The sequence below is a fragment of the Aliiglaciecola sp. 2_MG-2023 genome, from assembly GCF_030548145.1.
GTDB classification, from domain to species: domain Bacteria; phylum Pseudomonadota; class Gammaproteobacteria; order Enterobacterales; family Alteromonadaceae; genus Aliiglaciecola; species Aliiglaciecola lipolytica_A.
In genome coordinates this window covers 248,935-267,969 of sequence record NZ_JAUORY010000006.1, presented here as the reverse complement: position 1 = coordinate 267,969, position 19,035 = coordinate 248,935, and the positions used below count along the sequence as shown (strand labels likewise).

14 protein-coding genes are annotated in these 19,035 nt (G+C 41.9%); 13 read left to right on the top strand and 1 reads right to left on the bottom strand.

Annotated elements, in window-relative coordinates; genetic code table 11:
* The first annotated feature begins 423 nt into the window (after positions 1-423).
* The 7 genes from Q4567_RS08890 to Q4567_RS08860 all read left to right on the top strand — a co-directional run bounded on the left by Q4567_RS08890 (position 424) and on the right by Q4567_RS08860 (position 12,703).
* Positions 424-1,452 carry a LacI family DNA-binding transcriptional regulator gene (locus Q4567_RS08890; RefSeq protein WP_303500114.1) on the top strand — a complete coding sequence of 343 codons (1,029 nt, stop codon included), beginning with the start codon at positions 424-426 and terminating at the stop codon, positions 1,450-1,452.
* Positions 1,453-1,526: 74 nt separating this feature from the next.
* Positions 1,527-2,681, top strand: a complete 1,155-nt coding sequence (locus tag Q4567_RS08885; RefSeq protein ID WP_303500112.1) for an endo-1,4-beta-xylanase — start codon at positions 1,527-1,529, stop codon at positions 2,679-2,681.
* Positions 2,682-2,698: 17 nt separating this feature from the next.
* Positions 2,699-4,015 carry a glycoside-pentoside-hexuronide (GPH):cation symporter gene (locus Q4567_RS08880; protein WP_303500111.1) on the top strand — a complete coding sequence of 439 codons (1,317 nt, stop codon included), beginning with the start codon at positions 2,699-2,701 and terminating at the stop codon, positions 4,013-4,015.
* 2 nt (positions 4,016-4,017) lie between these two features.
* Positions 4,018-5,661 (top strand): glycoside hydrolase family 43 protein, encoded by a 1,644-nt coding sequence (locus Q4567_RS08875; protein ID WP_303500110.1) that lies wholly within the window; start codon positions 4,018-4,020, stop codon positions 5,659-5,661.
* A 122-nt stretch (positions 5,662-5,783) separates the two neighbouring features.
* Positions 5,784-8,966: a TonB-dependent receptor gene (locus Q4567_RS08870; RefSeq protein ID WP_303500109.1), complete on the top strand. Its 3,183-nt coding sequence runs from the start codon at positions 5,784-5,786 to the stop codon at positions 8,964-8,966.
* A 154-nt stretch (positions 8,967-9,120) separates the two neighbouring features.
* Positions 9,121-10,653 (top strand): tryptophan halogenase family protein, encoded by a 1,533-nt coding sequence (locus Q4567_RS08865; protein ID WP_216049398.1) that lies wholly within the window; start codon positions 9,121-9,123, stop codon positions 10,651-10,653.
* Between the two features lie 355 nt (positions 10,654-11,008).
* Positions 11,009-12,703 carry a metallophosphoesterase gene (locus Q4567_RS08860; RefSeq protein WP_303500108.1) on the top strand — a complete coding sequence of 565 codons (1,695 nt, stop codon included), beginning with the start codon at positions 11,009-11,011 and terminating at the stop codon, positions 12,701-12,703.
* Positions 12,704-12,790: 87 nt separating this feature from the next.
* Here Q4567_RS08860 and Q4567_RS08855 read toward each other — a convergent pair whose 3' ends face one another.
* Positions 12,791-13,813, bottom strand: a complete 1,023-nt coding sequence (locus Q4567_RS08855) for a purine nucleoside permease (protein WP_216049396.1) — start codon at positions 13,811-13,813, stop codon at positions 12,791-12,793.
* 146 nt (positions 13,814-13,959) lie between these two features.
* Between Q4567_RS08855 and Q4567_RS08850 the strand changes: the two genes are divergently transcribed.
* From Q4567_RS08850 to Q4567_RS08825, 6 genes are all read left to right on the top strand, one after another.
* Positions 13,960-14,316, top strand: a complete 357-nt coding sequence (locus Q4567_RS08850) for a VOC family protein (RefSeq protein ID WP_216049395.1) — start codon at positions 13,960-13,962, stop codon at positions 14,314-14,316.
* Between the two features lie 240 nt (positions 14,317-14,556).
* Positions 14,557-14,925, top strand: a complete 369-nt coding sequence (locus Q4567_RS08845) for a hypothetical protein (protein ID WP_216049394.1) — start codon at positions 14,557-14,559, stop codon at positions 14,923-14,925.
* Positions 14,926-14,996: 71 nt separating this feature from the next.
* Positions 14,997-15,674, top strand: coding sequence for a YjbF family lipoprotein (locus tag Q4567_RS08840; RefSeq protein WP_216049393.1), 678 nt, complete (start codon positions 14,997-14,999; stop codon positions 15,672-15,674).
* A complete protein-coding gene (locus Q4567_RS08835) occupies positions 15,667-16,398 on the top strand; it encodes a capsule biosynthesis GfcC family protein (RefSeq protein WP_303500105.1) in 732 nt (243 codons plus the stop codon). Before Q4567_RS08840 ends, Q4567_RS08835 begins: the two co-directional genes overlap by 8 nt.
* Complete coding sequence (locus Q4567_RS08830; protein WP_303500103.1) at positions 16,395-18,515, top strand: YjbH domain-containing protein; 2,121 nt, start codon at positions 16,395-16,397, stop codon at positions 18,513-18,515. The genes Q4567_RS08835 and Q4567_RS08830 overlap by 4 nt, the downstream gene beginning before the upstream one ends.
* A 78-nt stretch (positions 18,516-18,593) precedes the next feature.
* Positions 18,594-19,025, top strand: coding sequence for a thioesterase family protein (locus tag Q4567_RS08825; protein ID WP_216049390.1), 432 nt, complete (start codon positions 18,594-18,596; stop codon positions 19,023-19,025).
* The last annotated feature ends 10 nt before the right edge of the window (positions 19,026-19,035 follow it).

The following is a 19,035-nucleotide window of genomic DNA, read 5'->3' as shown; positions in this document are numbered from 1 at the left end:
ACACTTTAAAACTTAAGCGGATATCTCAATCACAGTTGGATAGCCCTTACTCTAAGCGCTGCCGCGCAAGAACTATCGCGCAGGGAAACCATACCCAGCGAGTGTCATGTAATAGCTGTTCATGTAATAGGCATCTAGGTGTCACACCTCCATGTGGCTACCTCCAGTGCAGCATCCATGCTGCCCGTTCCGTCGCTTAACGCTTCTACGAAGCTAAAAACAACCGACTCCACCCCAATGTGAAAGCCAAAATATGCAACAAACCTGTAGCACGGGCTTCAGTCCGTGGAATATCGCCCTCTTAAAGTCGTTTTAACAAAATAAATAAACCAAAATGTTACTTAACATTTTGGTTTATTCAACATGATCAATTAGACTTATGCGACTCTACATATTGCCTCACCAACAAATGGTTCGGAATAAATGTCTAAGGTTAAACTGCAAGATATCGCGATTAAAGCTGCCGTCTCCATGATGACTGTATCGAGAGTAATGAATAATGATCCTAAGGTGGGTGCAAAGACCCGTGAAAAAGTAAGTAGAATAGCTAATGAAATGCAATATAAGCCGAATATAGCTGCTCGACATTTAGCAACCTCTAAATCTTATTTCATCGGCTTGGTGTGCGAATACGCCAGTTCGTCATATGTTAATAAATTTCTAGTTGGTGGTTTACGTAAATGTCGTACATCTGGTTATCATGTTGTTTTAGACGAAACAGCCGGAGATCGCGAAAAAGCCTTAGACATAATAAAAAACCTGATTGAAGTAACCAAAGTTGATGGGCTGATTTTGCTCCCGCCTATTAGCAATATGCCGGAGGTTGTAGATTTATTATCAAATGCAAATGTTGGTTTCGTTCGTATTGCTCCCGACATTAATTTGTCCGTTAGCCACTACATTTGTATGGATGACTATCAGGCGGCATTCGACGTAACTGAGCAACTTATTAAAAGCGGCCATACTAGGATCGCGCATATTATTGGTAGCCCCAACCAAGGTGTAAGTAGATTGCGCTACCAAGGATATTTAGACGCTTTACGTTCCAATCAAAAAATGATGCCTCCTGAGTATATTGAACAAGGCGATTTCACTTACAAATCCGGCTTGGATGCGGCTAAACGATTACTGGAACTGCCGAACAAACCCGACGCGATATTTGCTGCAAATGATGAAATGGCAGCTGCTGTTGTCTCTGTTGCACACATGAAACATTTAGATGTACCGCAAGATGTTTCTATCGTAGGCTTTGATGACACCGAACTTGCCACCACAATTTGGCCCAATATTTCAACGGTTACCCAACCTATTAAAGAGATGGCCGAACTTGCTATTGATATCTTAACAACCTCGAAAGCTGACAAAACACTTAAAGCTTCTAACATGCGCCATGTACTGGACTACCGTCTGCAATTAAGAGATTCAAGTAAAAATATTGTTAAAATAACGTAAAACCGCAATTGACAAACCGAATACAACAAAATATTGTTAGCGCTAACATTTTGGTTGGGATTTTCGGTGAAATAATGAAATTAACTATAACAACGGTGTTTTTATGCTTAGTGTTTGGCTTTGTGTCTAGCTGCACACATACTAAATCGACTAGTACACAGGCCAGCAATACAACGGATATTTCACTTCAGAGCGCCTTCGCTCCGCATTTCAATATTGGTGTTGCAATCAATACGCAACAGGCAAACGGCAAGGATCGTCAGTCTGTCGTAATTATAAATAGACATTTCGACACCCTGACAGCTGAAAACGATATGAAATGGGAGAGCATTCAACCTAGCTCAAACAATTTCACTTTCGAAGCCGCAGAGGCTCTTGTTAATTACGCAAAGTCGACCAACAAAAACATTATTGGTCATACTCTAGTGTGGCACCAGCAGACTCCGGATTGGGTTTTCGAAGACGCAAACGGCAATCTTGCCAGTCGCGAGCTTTTACTGTCTCGAATGAAAACCCATATATTCGCTCTAGCAGGCAGATATAAAGACGATATCAAAGGCTGGGATGTGGTCAATGAAGCTTTTAACGAAGATGGTACTTTACGGGAGTCGAAGTGGTTACAAATTATAGGCGATGATTTTATAGAAAAAGCTTTTGAATACGCACATCAAGCCGCACCTAATGCCAAGCTCTATTATAACGATTATAACCTATATAAAGCGGCAAAAATGGATAGCGTAATCGCTATGGCCAAGCGTCTTAAAGCCAAAGGTATTCGTATTGACGGTATCGGCGAACAAGGTCATTACGGAGTAGAACCCCCACTTAGACAGTTGGAACTAAGTATTCAAAAAGTCGCTGCGGCGGGCTTAACCATGATGATTACTGAACTAGACATTTCCGTACTTAAATTCCCAGATGAAAACAACATGGGAGCGGATATTTCTTTAAATTTTGTGCTTCAAGACGAATACAACCCGTATGCGAATGGCATTTCCCAATCATCCTATCTTAAATTAGCTAAAGCATATAAAGATCTATTTAGATTGTTTTTAACCTATCGACAGGACATTGACAGAGTCACGTTTTGGGGTGTTTCTGATAATGATACGTGGCGCAACAATTGGCCGATGAACGGCAGAACCGATTACCCACTGTTGTTTGATCGTGACTATCAAGCTAAAGCTTTCGTGCAAGACTTAGTGGCATTAGCCAGCGAATATCAATAGTTCAGGGTAATTGCAGAATGGTTAAGGTAAGCGTTACCGAAAAAATTGGCTATGGTCTTGGCGATGCGGCAAGCAACATCGTATTCCAAGTTGTTATGGGCTTTTTATTGTATTTCTACACTGACGTATTTGGAATATCTGCAGCAGCAGTAGGCACTTTGTTTTTAGTGGTTAGAATATTCGATGCGATTACCGATCCTGTTATGGGAGGAATTGCAGATAGAACCAATACAAAGTGGGGGAAATATCGGCCCTATTTGCTGTGGTTCGCTATACCTTATGGATTACTGGCCGTTTTGGCTTTTACCACTCCAGATTTTAGTGCCACCGGTAAGCTTATCTACGCTTACATTACTTATACCTTATTGATGACCGCTTACACCGGGATTAATATCCCATACTCTGCGCTCGGCGGCGTTATGACTCCGTCTCCGACCGAACGCGCTTCGGTACAATCCTATCGATTTGCGCTAGCAATGGCAGGCGGTGCAATTGTCACCGCGAGTATGTTGCCGCTAGTTGACTTTTTTGGTCAAGGGGATGAGCAACGGGGCTTTCAGATGGCAATGGCCACCTTGTCCGTTTTTGCCGTAATCTGTTTTGTCGGTTGCTTTTCACTGACCAAAGAACGAGTAGAAATCCCGAAATCGACTACACATAATATTCTCAAAGGCATTTGGCTCGACTTTGCAAAAATGCTGCAAAATGATCAATGGCGAATCATCGCCCTTGTTAGCCTGCTATTGCTAATCAGCGTGGCGATGCGAGGCGCAACCACTCCTTATTACGTGCAATATTATTTGCAACAAGAGAGCTTAATTACGTTATTTATGACCAGCGGTATGGTTGCTGGTATAGCGGGGGCTTTAAGTGCGAATTGGCTGGTAAAAAGATTTTGCAAAGTAACACTGATGCGCATTTCTGCTCTGGGCATAGTCGTTGCCAATGGTGTGTTGTTCTTTGTGCCCCGGGATGCATGGGAAATTGCACTAGTGTTCTCAATTTTAGCCAATTTTACGCACATGATATTTACCCCTTTACTATTTTCAGCCGTACCCGACACCGTTGATTATGGCGCTAAAAAGTTAGGTCAAAGTGCGATGGCAATGGCGTTTTCTGGCCACCTCCTGATGATCAAGCTAGGTATCGCGTTGGGCGGCGCGTTTACTGGCTGGATTCTGGCAACCTCTGGCTACCAACCAAATATAGATCAAAGCGAATCAGCTTTGAACGGCATCCTGTTTTTGTATTCTGCAAGCTCTGTTATTGCCGGCCTTGTAGTATTTGCATGCATGAAATTTTACAAACTTACACGTGATTTTAAGGAAGCGTGAGAATGACAACCTCTACTCAAACAATGATACAAAATCCAATACTTCCAGGTTTCAATCCTGACCCGAGTATTGTTGCCGTTGGTGACGATTTTTACATCGCTACATCCACGTTCGAATGGTACCCAGGTGTGCAAATACATCACTCAAAAGATTTAAAAAATTGGCGATTACTAAGTCGGCCATTAAATCGAGAGGCTTTGTTGGATTTGCGTGGCGAGCCGGATTCTTGCGGAGTTTGGGCCCCGTGTCTTAGTTATCATGATGGGCTGTTTTATCTAATTTATACAGACGTAAAACGATTCGATGGCAATTTCAAAGACGCACACAACTATTTGACTACTTGCGACACTATAGATGGCGAGTGGAGTGACCCTATTTACATGAACTCTAGCGGCTTCGATCCATCTTTATTTCATGATGATGATGGCAAAAAGTGGTTCGTAAATATGGTGTGGGATCATCGCCATCAAAAGAATAGATTTGGTGGTATTTTGCTTCAAGAATATTGCCCTGTTAAAAAGCAACTTGTTGGTGAAATCAAGAATATCTTTGCCGGCAGTAAACTCGCTTGTACCGAAGCCCCTCATTTGTATAAACGAAACGGTTACTATTATTTAATCACTGCCGAAGGTGGCACCTTTTATACCCATGCGATGACGGTTGCTCGTTCTAGAAATATTGACGGTCCTTACGAGCTAGACCCTTATGGGTACTTGCTAACCGCTAAAGACAACCAACATTTAGGGCTGCAGCGGACAGGGCACGGCGATCTGTTTGAAACACCCAACGGTGAAACTTATCTTGTTCATTTGTGCGGTCGTCCATTATTAGGCGAACGACGCTGTCCACTTGGCCGTGAAACCGGTTTGCAAAAGACTTATTGGACTGAGGATGACTGGCTAAGAGTTGAAAATGCAGTCACAGATGGGCTACCCGAAATGCTAGTGCCAGCGCCGAATATGCCAGAACATCCATGGCCTGCCACTAAACATAAACATGATTTTGATACACCAGAGCTACCAATAGAATTTCAATGGTTACGTACACCGAATCCCGAGCGCTTGTTCAGTTTAAGTGCTCGACCAGGTTACATGCGTTTGATTGGCCGAGAATCAATCGGGTCGTTATACGAACATGCGTTAGTCGCCCGCAGACAACAGGCTTTTGCTTATTCAGCACAAACCGCTATGGAGTTTTCGCCAACTAATTTTCAGCAAACTGCTGGGCTTATCTGTTATTACAACAGCAATAAATTTCACTATTGTTACGTATCCATCGACGATGAAGGTAATCGTTTTGTGGATGTGATGAGTTGTTTGGGTAACCAAGACTTAACCCTCACATTTGGCCTTCGCGAGGGGCATACAGACGGTTTCATCACGGATCCCCGCTTTTTATTGCCAAACCAAGGGCCTGTATATTTAAGAGCAGATGTTGACCATCACTTACTCACCTTCTCTTTTTCAGTGGACGAAAAACACTGGACAAAACTGCCTATTAACCTTGACTACACCATTATTTCTGATGAAGCAGGTGGAGGCGATGGCTGTCATTTTACCGGGGGTTTTGTCGGTATGGCTTGCCAAGATGTGTCAGGACAGCAATGCAAAGCTGATTTTGACTATTTTGAATACATTGAATGCTAGACAGAGTGAGTGTTTTTAGACCTTTTATACGGCGGCATTTATTGGGCTGCTGGTAAGCGCATTGCCAAATAAACACAATAAAAATAAAACCATAAATAATCATACGAACTTGGAGCTTAACCGTGCAACATAATAACGAATTAGCCGAACTAAAACGTAAGAGTATACCTAGATTTAATAAATCCATGATTGCACTAGCAATAATGGGTTTTAGCAGCCAAAGCTTGGCACAAGAAGCTGGGGCAATCACCGCAGTTGAAGGCGATGATGTTGAAGTAATCAACGTCAGAGGTGTGAGATCAAGCGTCATTCAGGCGCAAGAATTAAAACGTGAAGCCGATACTTTTGTCGACGCAATAACCGCGTCGGATATTGGTGCGCTTCCTGACCGAAGCGTACTTGAGGCGATGCAACGTATTCCGGGCATTTCAATTGAACGTTTTGCCGCCGCCAATGATCCTGATCACTTTGGTGTGGAAGGCAGTGGCGCGGTCATCCGCGGCATGTCTGCAACCCGAAGTGAATTTAACGGGCGGGACTCATTTACTGCAAACTCGGGCCGTGGTCTTAGTTTCCAAGATGTCCCACCAGAATTAATGGGGTCGGTACAAGTCTATAAAAATCAGAGTGCTGATCTTATCGAAGGAGGGATTGGTGGTACTGTTAGTTTACATACTCGCCTGCCTTTTGATTCTGAAGAGCGTATTTTTGCGGTTTCAGCAGATCTCACATACAGCGACCTGATAGAAGAAACAACGCCTAGTGCTTCTGCGATGTTTAGCGACAGTTGGAATACCGACGCTGGTAAGTTCGGTTTTCTAGTTAACGTCGCTAAGTCAGAGTTAGATAGCCTGTCTCATAGTATGCAGTCAGAAGTGTTTTTAACCCGCGATGATTTAGTCGATGGACAAACTGTCCTTGCTCCTAACGGCGGCAATTTTGGGAAAAACAATATAAATCGCGAACGACAAGGGCTTGCACTCGCCGCTCAATGGGAAAGTCCTGACCGACGTACCTTAGTGACAGGCCAGTTTATGCGTTCAGACGCGACCTTGGCTTGGACAGAAAATACGTTTAGCTATCAGACTGATCAAAATAATGGCGACGAAGCTGATGGCCTAAGACGTGACACTTATCCTCTTGACGGCACGCCGGCTTATGAATTTGATGATAGCGGCACTTTCATTAATGGCACAATTACTGATCAACGCGATGGTGGTTGGCGTTCAAATGGTAGTGACCAACAGCGAGTCCCTATTGCCGCTGATTGGGGAAATCCGTCTGTACCGCAATTTGGTAATACTTATCAATCGACCACCCGTGCTAAAGAGCAACGGACGGTTGTTGATGATTATGCTTTTAATGTTAAATTTAGACCGAATGATACTTGGTCCCACGAGTTTGACATTCAGTATATCGATGCAACAACTAAAGACGATGATGTGACTTTATATTTAGGTACTCAAGCCAACTTGAGTTTGAACTTAAAAGGTGATGTTCCTCAAATCGAACTTTTAGAGCCTTGGAATGGTAACGCTGGTGGTAACGGACAAGAGAGTAATCCGGCCTTTTTCCAAACCAAATCTTCGTATTATTGGCGTTCTGCAATGGATCATTACGAACGCAGTGAAGGGGATTCGGTGGCGTTTCGCTATGATACTAAGTATACCTTCGATAGAGGTTTTTTCTCTTCGATAAAAGCCGGTGTGCGATACTCTGAACGGGAACAAACAGTGCGCTTTTCTGCATATAACTGGCAAACACTTGGTGCACTATTTAGTAATGACGTCGATGGTGATGGCTATGCCGCTGCATGGCTGGATTTACCGGCAAACGAAAGCTTGATTAACGAAGTTCAACAAGTGAGCTGGGATGATCATCATCGTGGCAACAATGTAATAGTACCTGGCGGCACAACTCTGCATCCTTCGATTGCATTAGTACAAGACTACGCTAATTGGGGAAGTCGACTCTCTGGAGTAGCTTCTGACTGGGAACCCTTGTCTGAGAGACAAATACAAAACGGTGTTGATGCCAATGGCAACCCCACTTACGAACAATTAGACGGCCCCTTTAGACCAGCTGAAACTAATACTTTTGTGGAAACAAATACCGCCGCCTATGTACGATTTGATTTTGAATCTGATGCATACAAGTTCCCATTTAATGGTAACTTTGGCGTTCGCTACGTTAAAGTCAAGCGGGAAACAGATGGCGCTGTTACCTTTCCTAACCTAATTCCTAATGATCCAGCGGATACTTCTGACCGCTTAAACTTTTTACCCGCGGATGACAGTGCCTTTGGTAACTATGGTACCGCGGTACTTAACGATGTTTACAAGGATGATTTCATTCTGCCTAGCTTTAATATAAAAGTAGAATTGGACGACGATTTAATTGCTCGCTTTGCGGTATCTAAAGCGATTGCTTACCCAGACACTGGCAACTTAAAAAACTACGTTAATATTCAAGATGGCATCTTTATCACCGACCGAACTGAACCATCAGAACCTGGTGGTGAAGCCATCATAAACAGCTCAGATGTAGTTACTTGGGAAGGGAGTTCAGGAAATCCGTATTTAGCGCCAATGGAGTCGATTCAGTATGACTTCTCTTTGGAGTGGTATTTCAGCCCCTCAAACTCACTAACCACAACGGTATTCTACAAAGATTTGAGTAACTTCTTTGTGACCGGTGCTGTAGATGAGCAGTATACCAATAATGGTGTGACGAATACCGTGCGGGTACAAAAACCTCTTAATACCGACGAAGGTACTATGCAAGGTATTGAGTTTGCTTATTCACAGTTTTTCGATTTCTTGCCAGAACCTTTTGATGGCTTAGGTATACAGGCAAACTACACTTATATTGAAGCTGAAGGTGTGCCCAATAGTAATACTTTTGAAACAGAACCTGACGGCCAACCGAAGGATGGACCAGCGGAAGCGGCATTTGAATCATTGCCGTTAGAGGGACAGTCTAAACACACTGCTAATTTAGTGCTGACTTATGAAAAGAATGATGTGTCAGCGCGCATGGCCTATAACTGGCGGTCTGCATATTTGTTAACCGCTAGGGACGTTATCGCGCCTTATAGACCCATTTATAATGAAAGTGCTGGTTTTCTTGATGGTTCGATTTTTTACAACGTAACTGACAATATTAAAGTCGGACTGCAAGCCGTTAACTTGTTAGATACAGTTACCAAGACGACCATGCAGATTGACGATGCAGGAACTAGAACTGGACGTTCTTGGTTTGTAAATGATAGACGATTCTCTTTTGTGGTTAGAGCGAATTTCTAATCTATCTAACTAAGCTGAAGAATTATGCGCAACCTATTGGTTGCGCATTTACATTCAATCATATGTTTGTAATCTTTCAGTCAGATATAACCTCAACAAAAAGTTGACCCGCTTCATTAAGTAACACAGAGTAGTTAAAGAGTAGGAGAGGTAAATGAGCGAGCACCTAATTAAAAATATTGTGATCGTGGGTGGTGGCACTTCAGGCTGGATGACGGCCGCAGCCTTGGGCACTTTACTGCGCCAAGAGGGCATGAATATCCGCTTAATAGAATCAAGTGATATTGCTAATGTAGGTGTAGGTGAAGCAACCATTCCGCAACTTAAACTATTTAATGACTTGCTTGGATTAGACGAAGATGATTTTGTCAGAAAAACCCAAGCGACCTTCAAACATGGTATCGAATTCGTTAACTGGAAGAAGTTGGATCATAGCTATATGCATCCCTTTGGTACATTAGGCTTGAATTTTGAAGGTGTGGAATTTCATCAATTTTGGTTGAAGATGGCAAAGCTCGGTAAAGCCAGCAACTTACAGGATTATTCGTTTAACAGTGTGGCCGCTAAATCGGGCAAGATGATGCGCTCAATCGATACACCGAACTCGCCACTGAATAATATCGCTTATGCTTTCCACTTCGACGCTAGTTTATATGTTAAATATCTGCGTGAAATTGCAGAAAAACATGGCGTTAAACGCACTGATGCAAAAGTCACAGAAGTGAAATTGCGTAAAGAAGACGGTTTTATAGAAAGCCTGTTGTTAGACAATGGTGAAGTGGTTGAAGGCGAGTTGTTTATTGATTGTAGTGGTTTTCGGGGCATATTAATTGAACAAGCACTGCACACCGGTTATGAAGATTGGAGTCATTGGTTGCCCTGTGATCGTGCGGTTGCTGTGCAAAGTAAAACCACCGAAGCGCCTATTCCTTATACCCGTTCAACAGCGCAAAAAGCTGGCTGGCAATGGCGCATTCCTTTGCAACATAGGGTTGGCAATGGGCATGTTTACTCCTCGAAGTTTATGAGCGATGAAGAAGCTGAACAAATTCTACTTGAAGGTATAGATGGTGAGCCGTTAACCGCGCCACGTATCATTAGGTTTAAAACCGGCATGCGACGGAAATTCTGGAATAAAAACTGTGTGGCGATAGGTTTAGCTGGTGGTTTTATCGAACCGCTTGAGTCAACTGCAATCCACTTAGTACAAAGTGGTATTTCTCGTCTTATGAGCCTTTTCCCATCAAAGCAGTTTTTTAAATCTGATATAGATACTTATAACCAGCAGGCTGCTTTAGAAATGGAGCGCATTCGCGACTTTATTATTCTGCACTACAAAGTTACAGAAAGGGACGATACGCCGTTTTGGGACTATGTTCGCAATATGGAAATACCAGAATATCTACAGAGAAAAATAGACTTATTTAAGGCAAATGGCCGCATATTTCGTGAAGACGAAGAATTATTTAATCAAACTAGTTGGTTAAGTGTGATGGTGGGTCAGGGTATTGTGCCCGACGGTTATCATCCTATGGTTGACGTATTGAGCGAAGAGCAAATAAAAAAGCGCATGGATAACGTTAAGAGCGTGATCGAAAAATCTGTCGACTATATGCCAAGCCAAGCACAGTTTATTGCTCAACACTGTGCAGCCACTTCAATGGATGCCAATTCTAATAATGACTAAAAGGCTGCAGCTTGGGTGTAGATGTCAATACACGAATGGCCTACACCGCTAACCTAAATTTTTTTATCTTGTAGCACTGGCTTTAGCCCGTGGCATGTCCAGCCCATGGAATGCCTCACCCGTGGCGCGTTTAGTCCCTGATATTTAACCTTAAATAAACCTAGGTTAAATTTTTAACTCATTGTTTTTACGTTTTATTTTCTGTCACATTTGTGACGCTAAATTGACTTCTATTTATCATAAATAAGTAGCAAAAATGCCATTAAGCACTTCTATCCTACGCGCAGTCTAAATTAAACAGATTGATTCCTTGGAATTGTACTGTTTCTAAATAACTTAAATAGGGTATTAGTACATGAAGTCTACCTCTACATTTCCATATGTTCTTAAAACGCTTGTCGCCGTGAGTATAGTTTCGCTTGCTGGCTGTAATAGTGACAATGAATCGTCACCTGAGGCTGAAATTACACCAACATCATATATCAACTTTACTGTTCTTCCATATCTTCAAAACCCGACATCGAGTGAAATAACCGTGAATTGGTTAAGTGACACTGATCAACCGGGTACAGTTACGATTGAAGGTATTGGTTCTTTTGTGTCTGATGTACAACTGGCTGAATCGCTAACTTATGGAACCTCTGAAGTTGAATATATTCATGGGGAAACCAATTTTGGCGAAACTCATAGTGAGGTTGCAGAAGGTGAAGCTCCGGCATCTAGTTATAAGCATTCCGTTAGAATTACAGGTTTAGAAGCTAATACTTCTTATGAATATACCGTCGAGCAACCTGAGGCTAGTGCTTTTGCCGCTACGTTAACTACAGCTCCAAATCAAGGTAGTCGTGAAACTGTTAGATTTATTACTATGTCTGATATGGAGACAGAGCCGGAATCGACTGAAAAAACTGTTCGTTGGACGGCAAATGCTTTGGCGATCGGTGGTGATAAGCTAGGTACTGACCCCGATACTTATACTCGCCAGTATCCTGTTGACCAAACAACGGGTTATAAGGCTAACTTGGTTTACGCTGCGCAAAGAACGCCAGATTTTTGGGTGATCGCCGGTGACTTAGTTGAGAAAGGTGGGCGACAACTCGATTGGGATGAGTTTTGGCGACATAGTGCCGGTGAGTGGGGAACACTAGCTTCCACAACACCGATTTTTCCTGCATTAGGAAATCATGAAAATTACTGGCATCCAGATGCGCCGGGTTATAATGCTGAAGCGTCTATGTTGTCTTATGATAAATGGAATACCTATTGGGATTTGCCCACCAACGACGCGTCAGATGAACGCTACGAAAAACGATTTTATCGTGTCGACTACGGTCCTGTAACTTTAATTACCTTAGATTCATCTAATGGTAATGATGAGGATCCAAGTCAAGATACCAATTTGTTTATCAATGGTGAAGAATCACGAGTACCCGACTTTAACCAAGGAAGCGAACAATGGAATTGGGCTGTACGTGAACTTGCTAGTGCTCAAGCTGAAGGCCAAGTAATCTTTGTGCAATTCCACCACACTGCTTTTGGCACTGGTGTGCATAGTCTTCCATCGGGAAGTGCGGGTATCGCTAATGCTGAAGATAGTCAGTCTGGTGTGCCAATGCGTATTTATCAGCAGCTTTTTGAACAGTATGATGTTACCGCGGTTTTGTCTGGCCATGATGAGTTGTTGGAATATGTAAACATTAATGGCGTGAGTTACTGGGATGTCGGTTTTGCTGGCGATGGCCTTAGAGGGCCAGGGTACCCGCCGACTACTGATTATGTACCTTTTGATTTATTGCCTCTCGAAGCACAGTTGACCCATTGGAGTGCCCATGGAGATGCACCTGAAGTTTGGGATGGAGAGCAGTTAATCTCTGGCGGCAAGCATTATGGATTTCTTGAAGTAGAAGTGCGCCCTTCTGGTGATTATAACTACGAAGTGGTTATGACTCCTCGCTATGTCTTCCCGGTAACCGATGAGACAGGTGCGGCAACTGGTGAGTTTGATCATCGCCAGTATGACAAAGTCGTTCGCATTATCGTCGAGCGTTAATTCGTTTAACATCTTGGATGGGTATAACTACTCATCCAAGACTTTCCCAGTTACTCAATGCCGTGGGCTAGTTAATTCGGTAGCGATTTAATTCTGAATTAATTCAGGCACTCCATTTTTCCAATCGTCCCAATTAGCCACAATAGTGTCAACCACCTTACTACCAACCAAAACAATATTTTCAACGGTTTCAGCAAAACCTCCCGCGGTTTCCCCTGGCGCTGGATCTAAGTGCTCAAGAGTGCTCTCGTTGGGATTTCCTTGGTCGAAGTTAACTGCTCCCCGAAGACTCATGACTCGATCTATTCCTACTGTTCTTGATAGAACCTGAGCTAAAGCCGTGGCTTCCATTTCAGTTATGATATAGTCATCAGCAGCATATAGTTGTGTAATGTATTGCGCTTGTTTTGATAATCCAGGTCCATGAAAAAAAGTGTCGCCGGTCATATGGGTGCCGATCGTTATTGCTGGGCTGCGTCTCGCTTCTTTTTGTGGATAGCGCATGCGATAAGCATTGGCCGATTCGGAGTCTTTTAATGTCACAGATTGACTTAACCAAACACTCCATTTCAGTAATTCTGGATTAAGCTGGTAGCGACGAATATCTTCGTATCCTTTGCGTGGCATAAATGTAGGAGTGCCTGCTTGCCCTTCTTCTGCTTTCCAGCGATGACCTAAGTCATAATCTACAAGCCAACTTGCCCAGCTGACGTCACCGATAGTCCCCTTAGATGGTGGAGTACCGCCAACGCCACTGAGTATGAAATAGCTATTTGTAAAATTAAATTGCGGTGAAAGTAAAATAGCTTGCATGGACGCTGAAGAGCCTACTTTTCCCATCCCCAATACTGAGCCACAAACACCGTTTGAATTACAAAATACCGGACGATGTGCGCCTTTAACGTTTATTGGTCTACTGTCGCTAAAATAATGTTCATACCAGTGTTGGAACTCTCCGGCTTTATCACCACTGTTAGCTCCAATTTCAAACATGGCCGCGATAAATACTCTAACTTCGATTGTTTTGTGTTTGTCGTTCGCTTGCGCTTGTATCGATAAAAAATAACAGATACATAGAAGGACGATTTTTGATGGAAGTATCCTTATCATCTTGTCACACACCTTTTTGATTCAATTTAATGCTGCAACTCTGCAATAGCGTATATTAAAACTAAACTAAAATTACATCTAAAGTTTATACTCAGTGATTACGCTTGCTTTACGTTACTCATAAATGTCAGATTTCAGGAGCTAATATGAACGAAAATGAAAAGCTAAATTATGTGGAATTTGCTGCAAAAGATCTAAGTGCCACCAAACAGTTTTTTAGTGCGGTATTCAATTGGCAGTTTGTTGATTATGGTCCTGAATACACGTCGTTTTCGAATCAAGGGCTTGATGGCGGGTTTTATCAAGCTGAGCTTTGCAACATACCTGAAAATGGCGGTGCACTTTTAGTATTTTACAGCAGCGATATACAAGCAACATTACAAAAAATAAAATCGCATAATGGCAAGATCATTCGTCCTATTTTTGATTTTCCCGGAGGTTGCCGTTTTCATTTTAGTGAACCCAGCGGTAATGAGTTTGCAGTCTGGTCTGAAAGCCAATAAACACGGCTTTATCAGGTATATTTAAGTATATAAAGGTATTGAAATATAACGGGATTATGTTGCATTTGTGTTAATAAAGTGACAGTTTATGTCTACTTTAAAACACGATTAAAAACTTTTTGAAATATTCAGATTAAAAAGTTCTTTAAATCAGCCATTGATCGTAAATTAGGCATTGAGATCGTAGAGCGGATACTTTAATATCCGACATCAGGTGTCAAATACTTTCAAGGAAAAGTGATGAGAAAAAGTTTAATTGGATTAGCAGTAGCTGCAGCAGTCGCTTCTGTTAGTGTACAAGCTCAGCAAGAGCAACAAGGTGGATCTGGCGCAAGCGGCGGTGCATTTGGTGGTGTTGCTGGTGGTACTATCGCTGCTGGTGTTGTTGGCGCTACTATTTTAGCGGGTGTGATTTCAAATTCGAATGGTGATGCTCCAGAGCGTCCTATTACTGTTCCACCTACACCTACACCTACGTGTGAAGGCGATGATGATTTAGTTGACGGTGTATGTATCGGTACCACTATTACAGTGACTACTACTGGAACTGGAACTAGTACATCAACTGTAACTGTTCCTGTTACTTATACTTACTCGCCTTCGATCTAAGTTTAGTAAAAGATTTAAAGCCGCCTTTGGGCGGCTTTTTTATTGGTTGTGAATATCTATTATGGATAACAATGAAAATAACTTTTAGCTTATTAGTATGTAGTGCACTTTTTCTGTCGGCTTGCTCTTCTACACAAAGAGCTTATAAACAAAACATAGAATTGTATTTTAGTAGTAAACAAAGTGTCACTTTAACTAAAGATATCGTTTTAGAAACCCCCATTGATCTCATATACATAAAAGCGGGTGAACGTCCATACGCTACTATGGCACTGGCTTTTATCGAAAACAGTCGATATAAATGGGTTTCCGCAGATAATGCTGTATTGGTTACTCAAAATGGTAGGTTGGTACGTACTTTAGGTCTAAAAAACAATTTAATTTATGTGGCTAACTTAGATACTGATCCTATGGTGTCAAAAAGTGATGTAGCAGAAAATGCGAATTGGAATAGTTATTTAGATTTTGACCCACATCAGTATGGGGTGAGATTGTATTCAGAGTTTAAACGTCAAGAGAATATACCCCTGACAATTCTGGATCAGCAATTTACAACCACTAAAGTTATCGAAAACGTCACAACTCAAAGTGTCGAAACTGCTTCAGATAGTTGGCAGAATGTGTATTGGTATCATACTCAAACTGGACAGTTATTGCGTTCTTCACAACAGTTCTCTGGCTCATCTGAGCGTTACGAAATACAATATGTTAGCAGGGCTATGAGATTGCTGGAGTCTACTCATGAATAGATTAAAAAGCCTTTTCACAGTTATCGTGTTTTCATTCTGCTTTAATAACTATGCGAATTCCCAAGTCGAAGTTACGGTTAATGGCAATATTTTGAACTTTGCTGAAAACCCCAGATTGAATCAAGTTTTAGAATCAATTGCCCTGGAGCAAAATTGGTATTGGCGTGCTAGTCAGTTATTTAAATTGGATTCCGACATAGCTGAAAAAAGCAGACAGGAACTGGTTAAACAGCTTTCGGTTAAATCAAAGGTTGCTGATTCAGCTACATTTAACCAACTTATAAAACACATAGAAAGCTGGACACTCGCACAGCGGATTGACATTGCCATCGATTACGATTTGGCGCGGTTTCAACTAAATCATAATCCACTATTCGATGATGGAAAATACCGTTTAACCCTTAGTAAACGAATGACCTCTCTGTTTATTTTCGGCGCTGTGTCACAGCCAAGTACGATTGAATATGAGAATAATCAGTGTATCGAAAACATCGTGGCGCAAATTAGTAAAACAGAATCTGCCGATGCAAACATTGTTTATGCAATTCAACCTGACGGCGTTATTCGTCAATTACCTGTAGCCTATTGGAACCAAAAATGCCACCAGGTGATGCCCGGTACACAGCTTTATATTCCTTTGGTAGAGTCCCAATGGTTTGCAGATAATAGTCAGCTCAATCAGCTTATCGCTGAACTTGCAGTAAATAGGGTAGTCATTGAATGATCACAATTAAAAGGATGTTAGCTCTTGTTGTAATGACTAACGCCGCGTTAATTAGTTTTATTACATCAACTGCATATGCCTCTGAGCAATCGTTTGACGACGATAATGGAGATGTGTCGCAAATGATTAGGGGCGGAGCCGGTTTAATACAGACTCCCACAGCGCGGATGGCTAAAGAAGGCTCGTTCACTTTAAACTATAACGATATTGATCAATATCGATTTTGGTCAGCAAGCCTGCAGCTTTTCCCGTGGATGGAATCTACAGTTCGTTATACCGACGTAAGAACACAACTTTATAGCCAAGATCCAAGCTTTAGTGGTGATCAAACCCTAAAAGACAAAGGCATTGATGTTAAGTTTCGACTGATTAAAGAAAGCTATTATTTACCTGATGTTTCATTTGGTTTAACGGATATCGGTGGAACCGGTTTCTTTAGCAGTGAGTTTCTTAACTTTAGTAAAAATCTTGGCCCCTTTGACATACATCTTGGTGTAGGTACCGGTTACCTTGGGGCAGGTGGAAATATCACTAACCCACTGTGTGAAATTAAGGATTCATTTTGTGAGCGTCCTGGTGGATTCGGTGGTCGAGGTGGAAAAATTGACTACAACGAGTTCTTCAAAGGTCCAGCGTCGGTTTTTGGTGGCATTGAGTATAGAACACCTATTGAGGGGCTAACCCTTAAGCTAGAATATGACGGTAATGATTATGTAAATGACCGTGCTGGAACGCTAGAACAAGACAGTGAGTGGAATGTTGGCGCGGTTTATAAATACAATAATTGGGACTTTAACGTGAGTTACCAAAGGGGCAATACCTTTGGTTTTGGCGTGTCATACAACTTCAATATGCACACGGTTAAACAACATAAATTTGATCGCCCACCTAGAGAGCTGAACAATGCGAAACCGGCAGAATCAATTGAAACGATTAACCGTGATCGCCTGTATGCTGATTTAGTAAATGAAGGCAGTTTTATCATTAATGCTACTCATACTGGTGAAGACGAAATGACGTTTTACGGAACTCAGTTAGGTTACCGTGATCATGATGAGGCAACTCAGCGAGTTGGTAGAATATTAGCTTCCGAGTTACCTGATTCTATTAAAACCTATAAGTTGGTGGATACATTGGCCAACATTCCATTACTCGAAACGAAAATAGATGCGCAAGAATTTAAAGTTGCCGCAAACTATCAGCGTTTAGAAACTGATATTCAATCAGCATACGTTCGTCAAAACCCTACTCAATCCACAGTCGATAATTACCACCCCAAAGATTACTCTGGGGCGTTTTTCAATATGGAAAGCTTTTGGATTCAAACTTTTGGTAATCCAGAGGATTTTTACCTTTATCAAGGTGGTGCATATCTTAACGGCGGTTACCAATTTAATCCAAACTTCTCTGTTCGTGGTGGGTTGAAAGTGACTGTGCTTGAAAACTTCGATAAGTTTAATTTTTTAGTCGACTCTGAAACCTCGCATCTACCTAGAGTGCGCACGCAAGTTCGAGAATATGTAACGCGCAGTAAAGTGACTATGGAAAATGCGTACCTGCATTGGTTCGATAAAATTGCAGAAGATACTTATGCGCAAGTGTATGGTGGTTATTTAGAGACCATGTTTGGTGGTGTGGGTACCGAGGTGCTATATCGCCCTGTAGATAGCAGCCTAGCGTTTGGAGTTGATCTAAACTACGTACAACAACGTGACTTTAATAACGAAACAGGGTTCTTCGATTATAAAGCCTTCACTGGTCATGCGAGTGTTTATTGGACGCCTGAATTTTTACCTGACATGCAGCTAACCGTAAATGCTGGTCAGTTCTTGGCAAAAGATAAAGGCGTTAATATCGATGTAGCTAAACGTTTTGATAGTGGCATTATTGTGGGTGCCTATGCCGCATTTACTAATGTATCAGCTGAGGAATATGGAGAAGGTAGCTTTACCAAAGGATTCTATATTTCCATACCATTTGATCTCTTCTCGTTAGCGCCAGCTAAAGGGCGTGGAAAAATTCCATGGATTCCTATTGGCCGTGATGGCGGGCAAATGTTGCAACGCCCAGTTAAGTTGAAAAATTTGACCGAAGCGAGAGCACCATTTTACGATTAGGATAAAATGATAAGCGGTCCCTAATATTCTGATTGCAAAGTATTAGGGGCTTTAGCGCTCAGATTTTTAGGTTTAAACATGTCAACTAAGTACACTCGAAACGATTATAAAGTTTTTTATCCTATGCAAACCCGCTGGGCTGATAACGATATCTATGGGCATATTAATAATGTTCAGTATTACGCTTATTTCGACACTGCAGTTAATCGTTATTTAATTGAAGAAGGCGGTTTGAATATTCATAGCGATGCAGTGGTGGGCTTTGTTGTTGAATCAAAGTGTCAGTACTTTTCTGCCATTGCTTATCCACAATCTTTGCAAATTGGTTTGCGAGTTTCTCGTTTAGGCAATAGCTCGGTTACCTATGAAATTGGAATTTTTGTTGAGGGGGAGAGTTCACCGTCAGCACAAGGTCATTTTGTGCATGTGTTTGTTGAACAACAAACTAACAAGAGTACTGCTATTCCTTTGAATATTCTTGAAGCCCTTAAATTGATTCAGGTTGAGTAGTCCGTTTTAT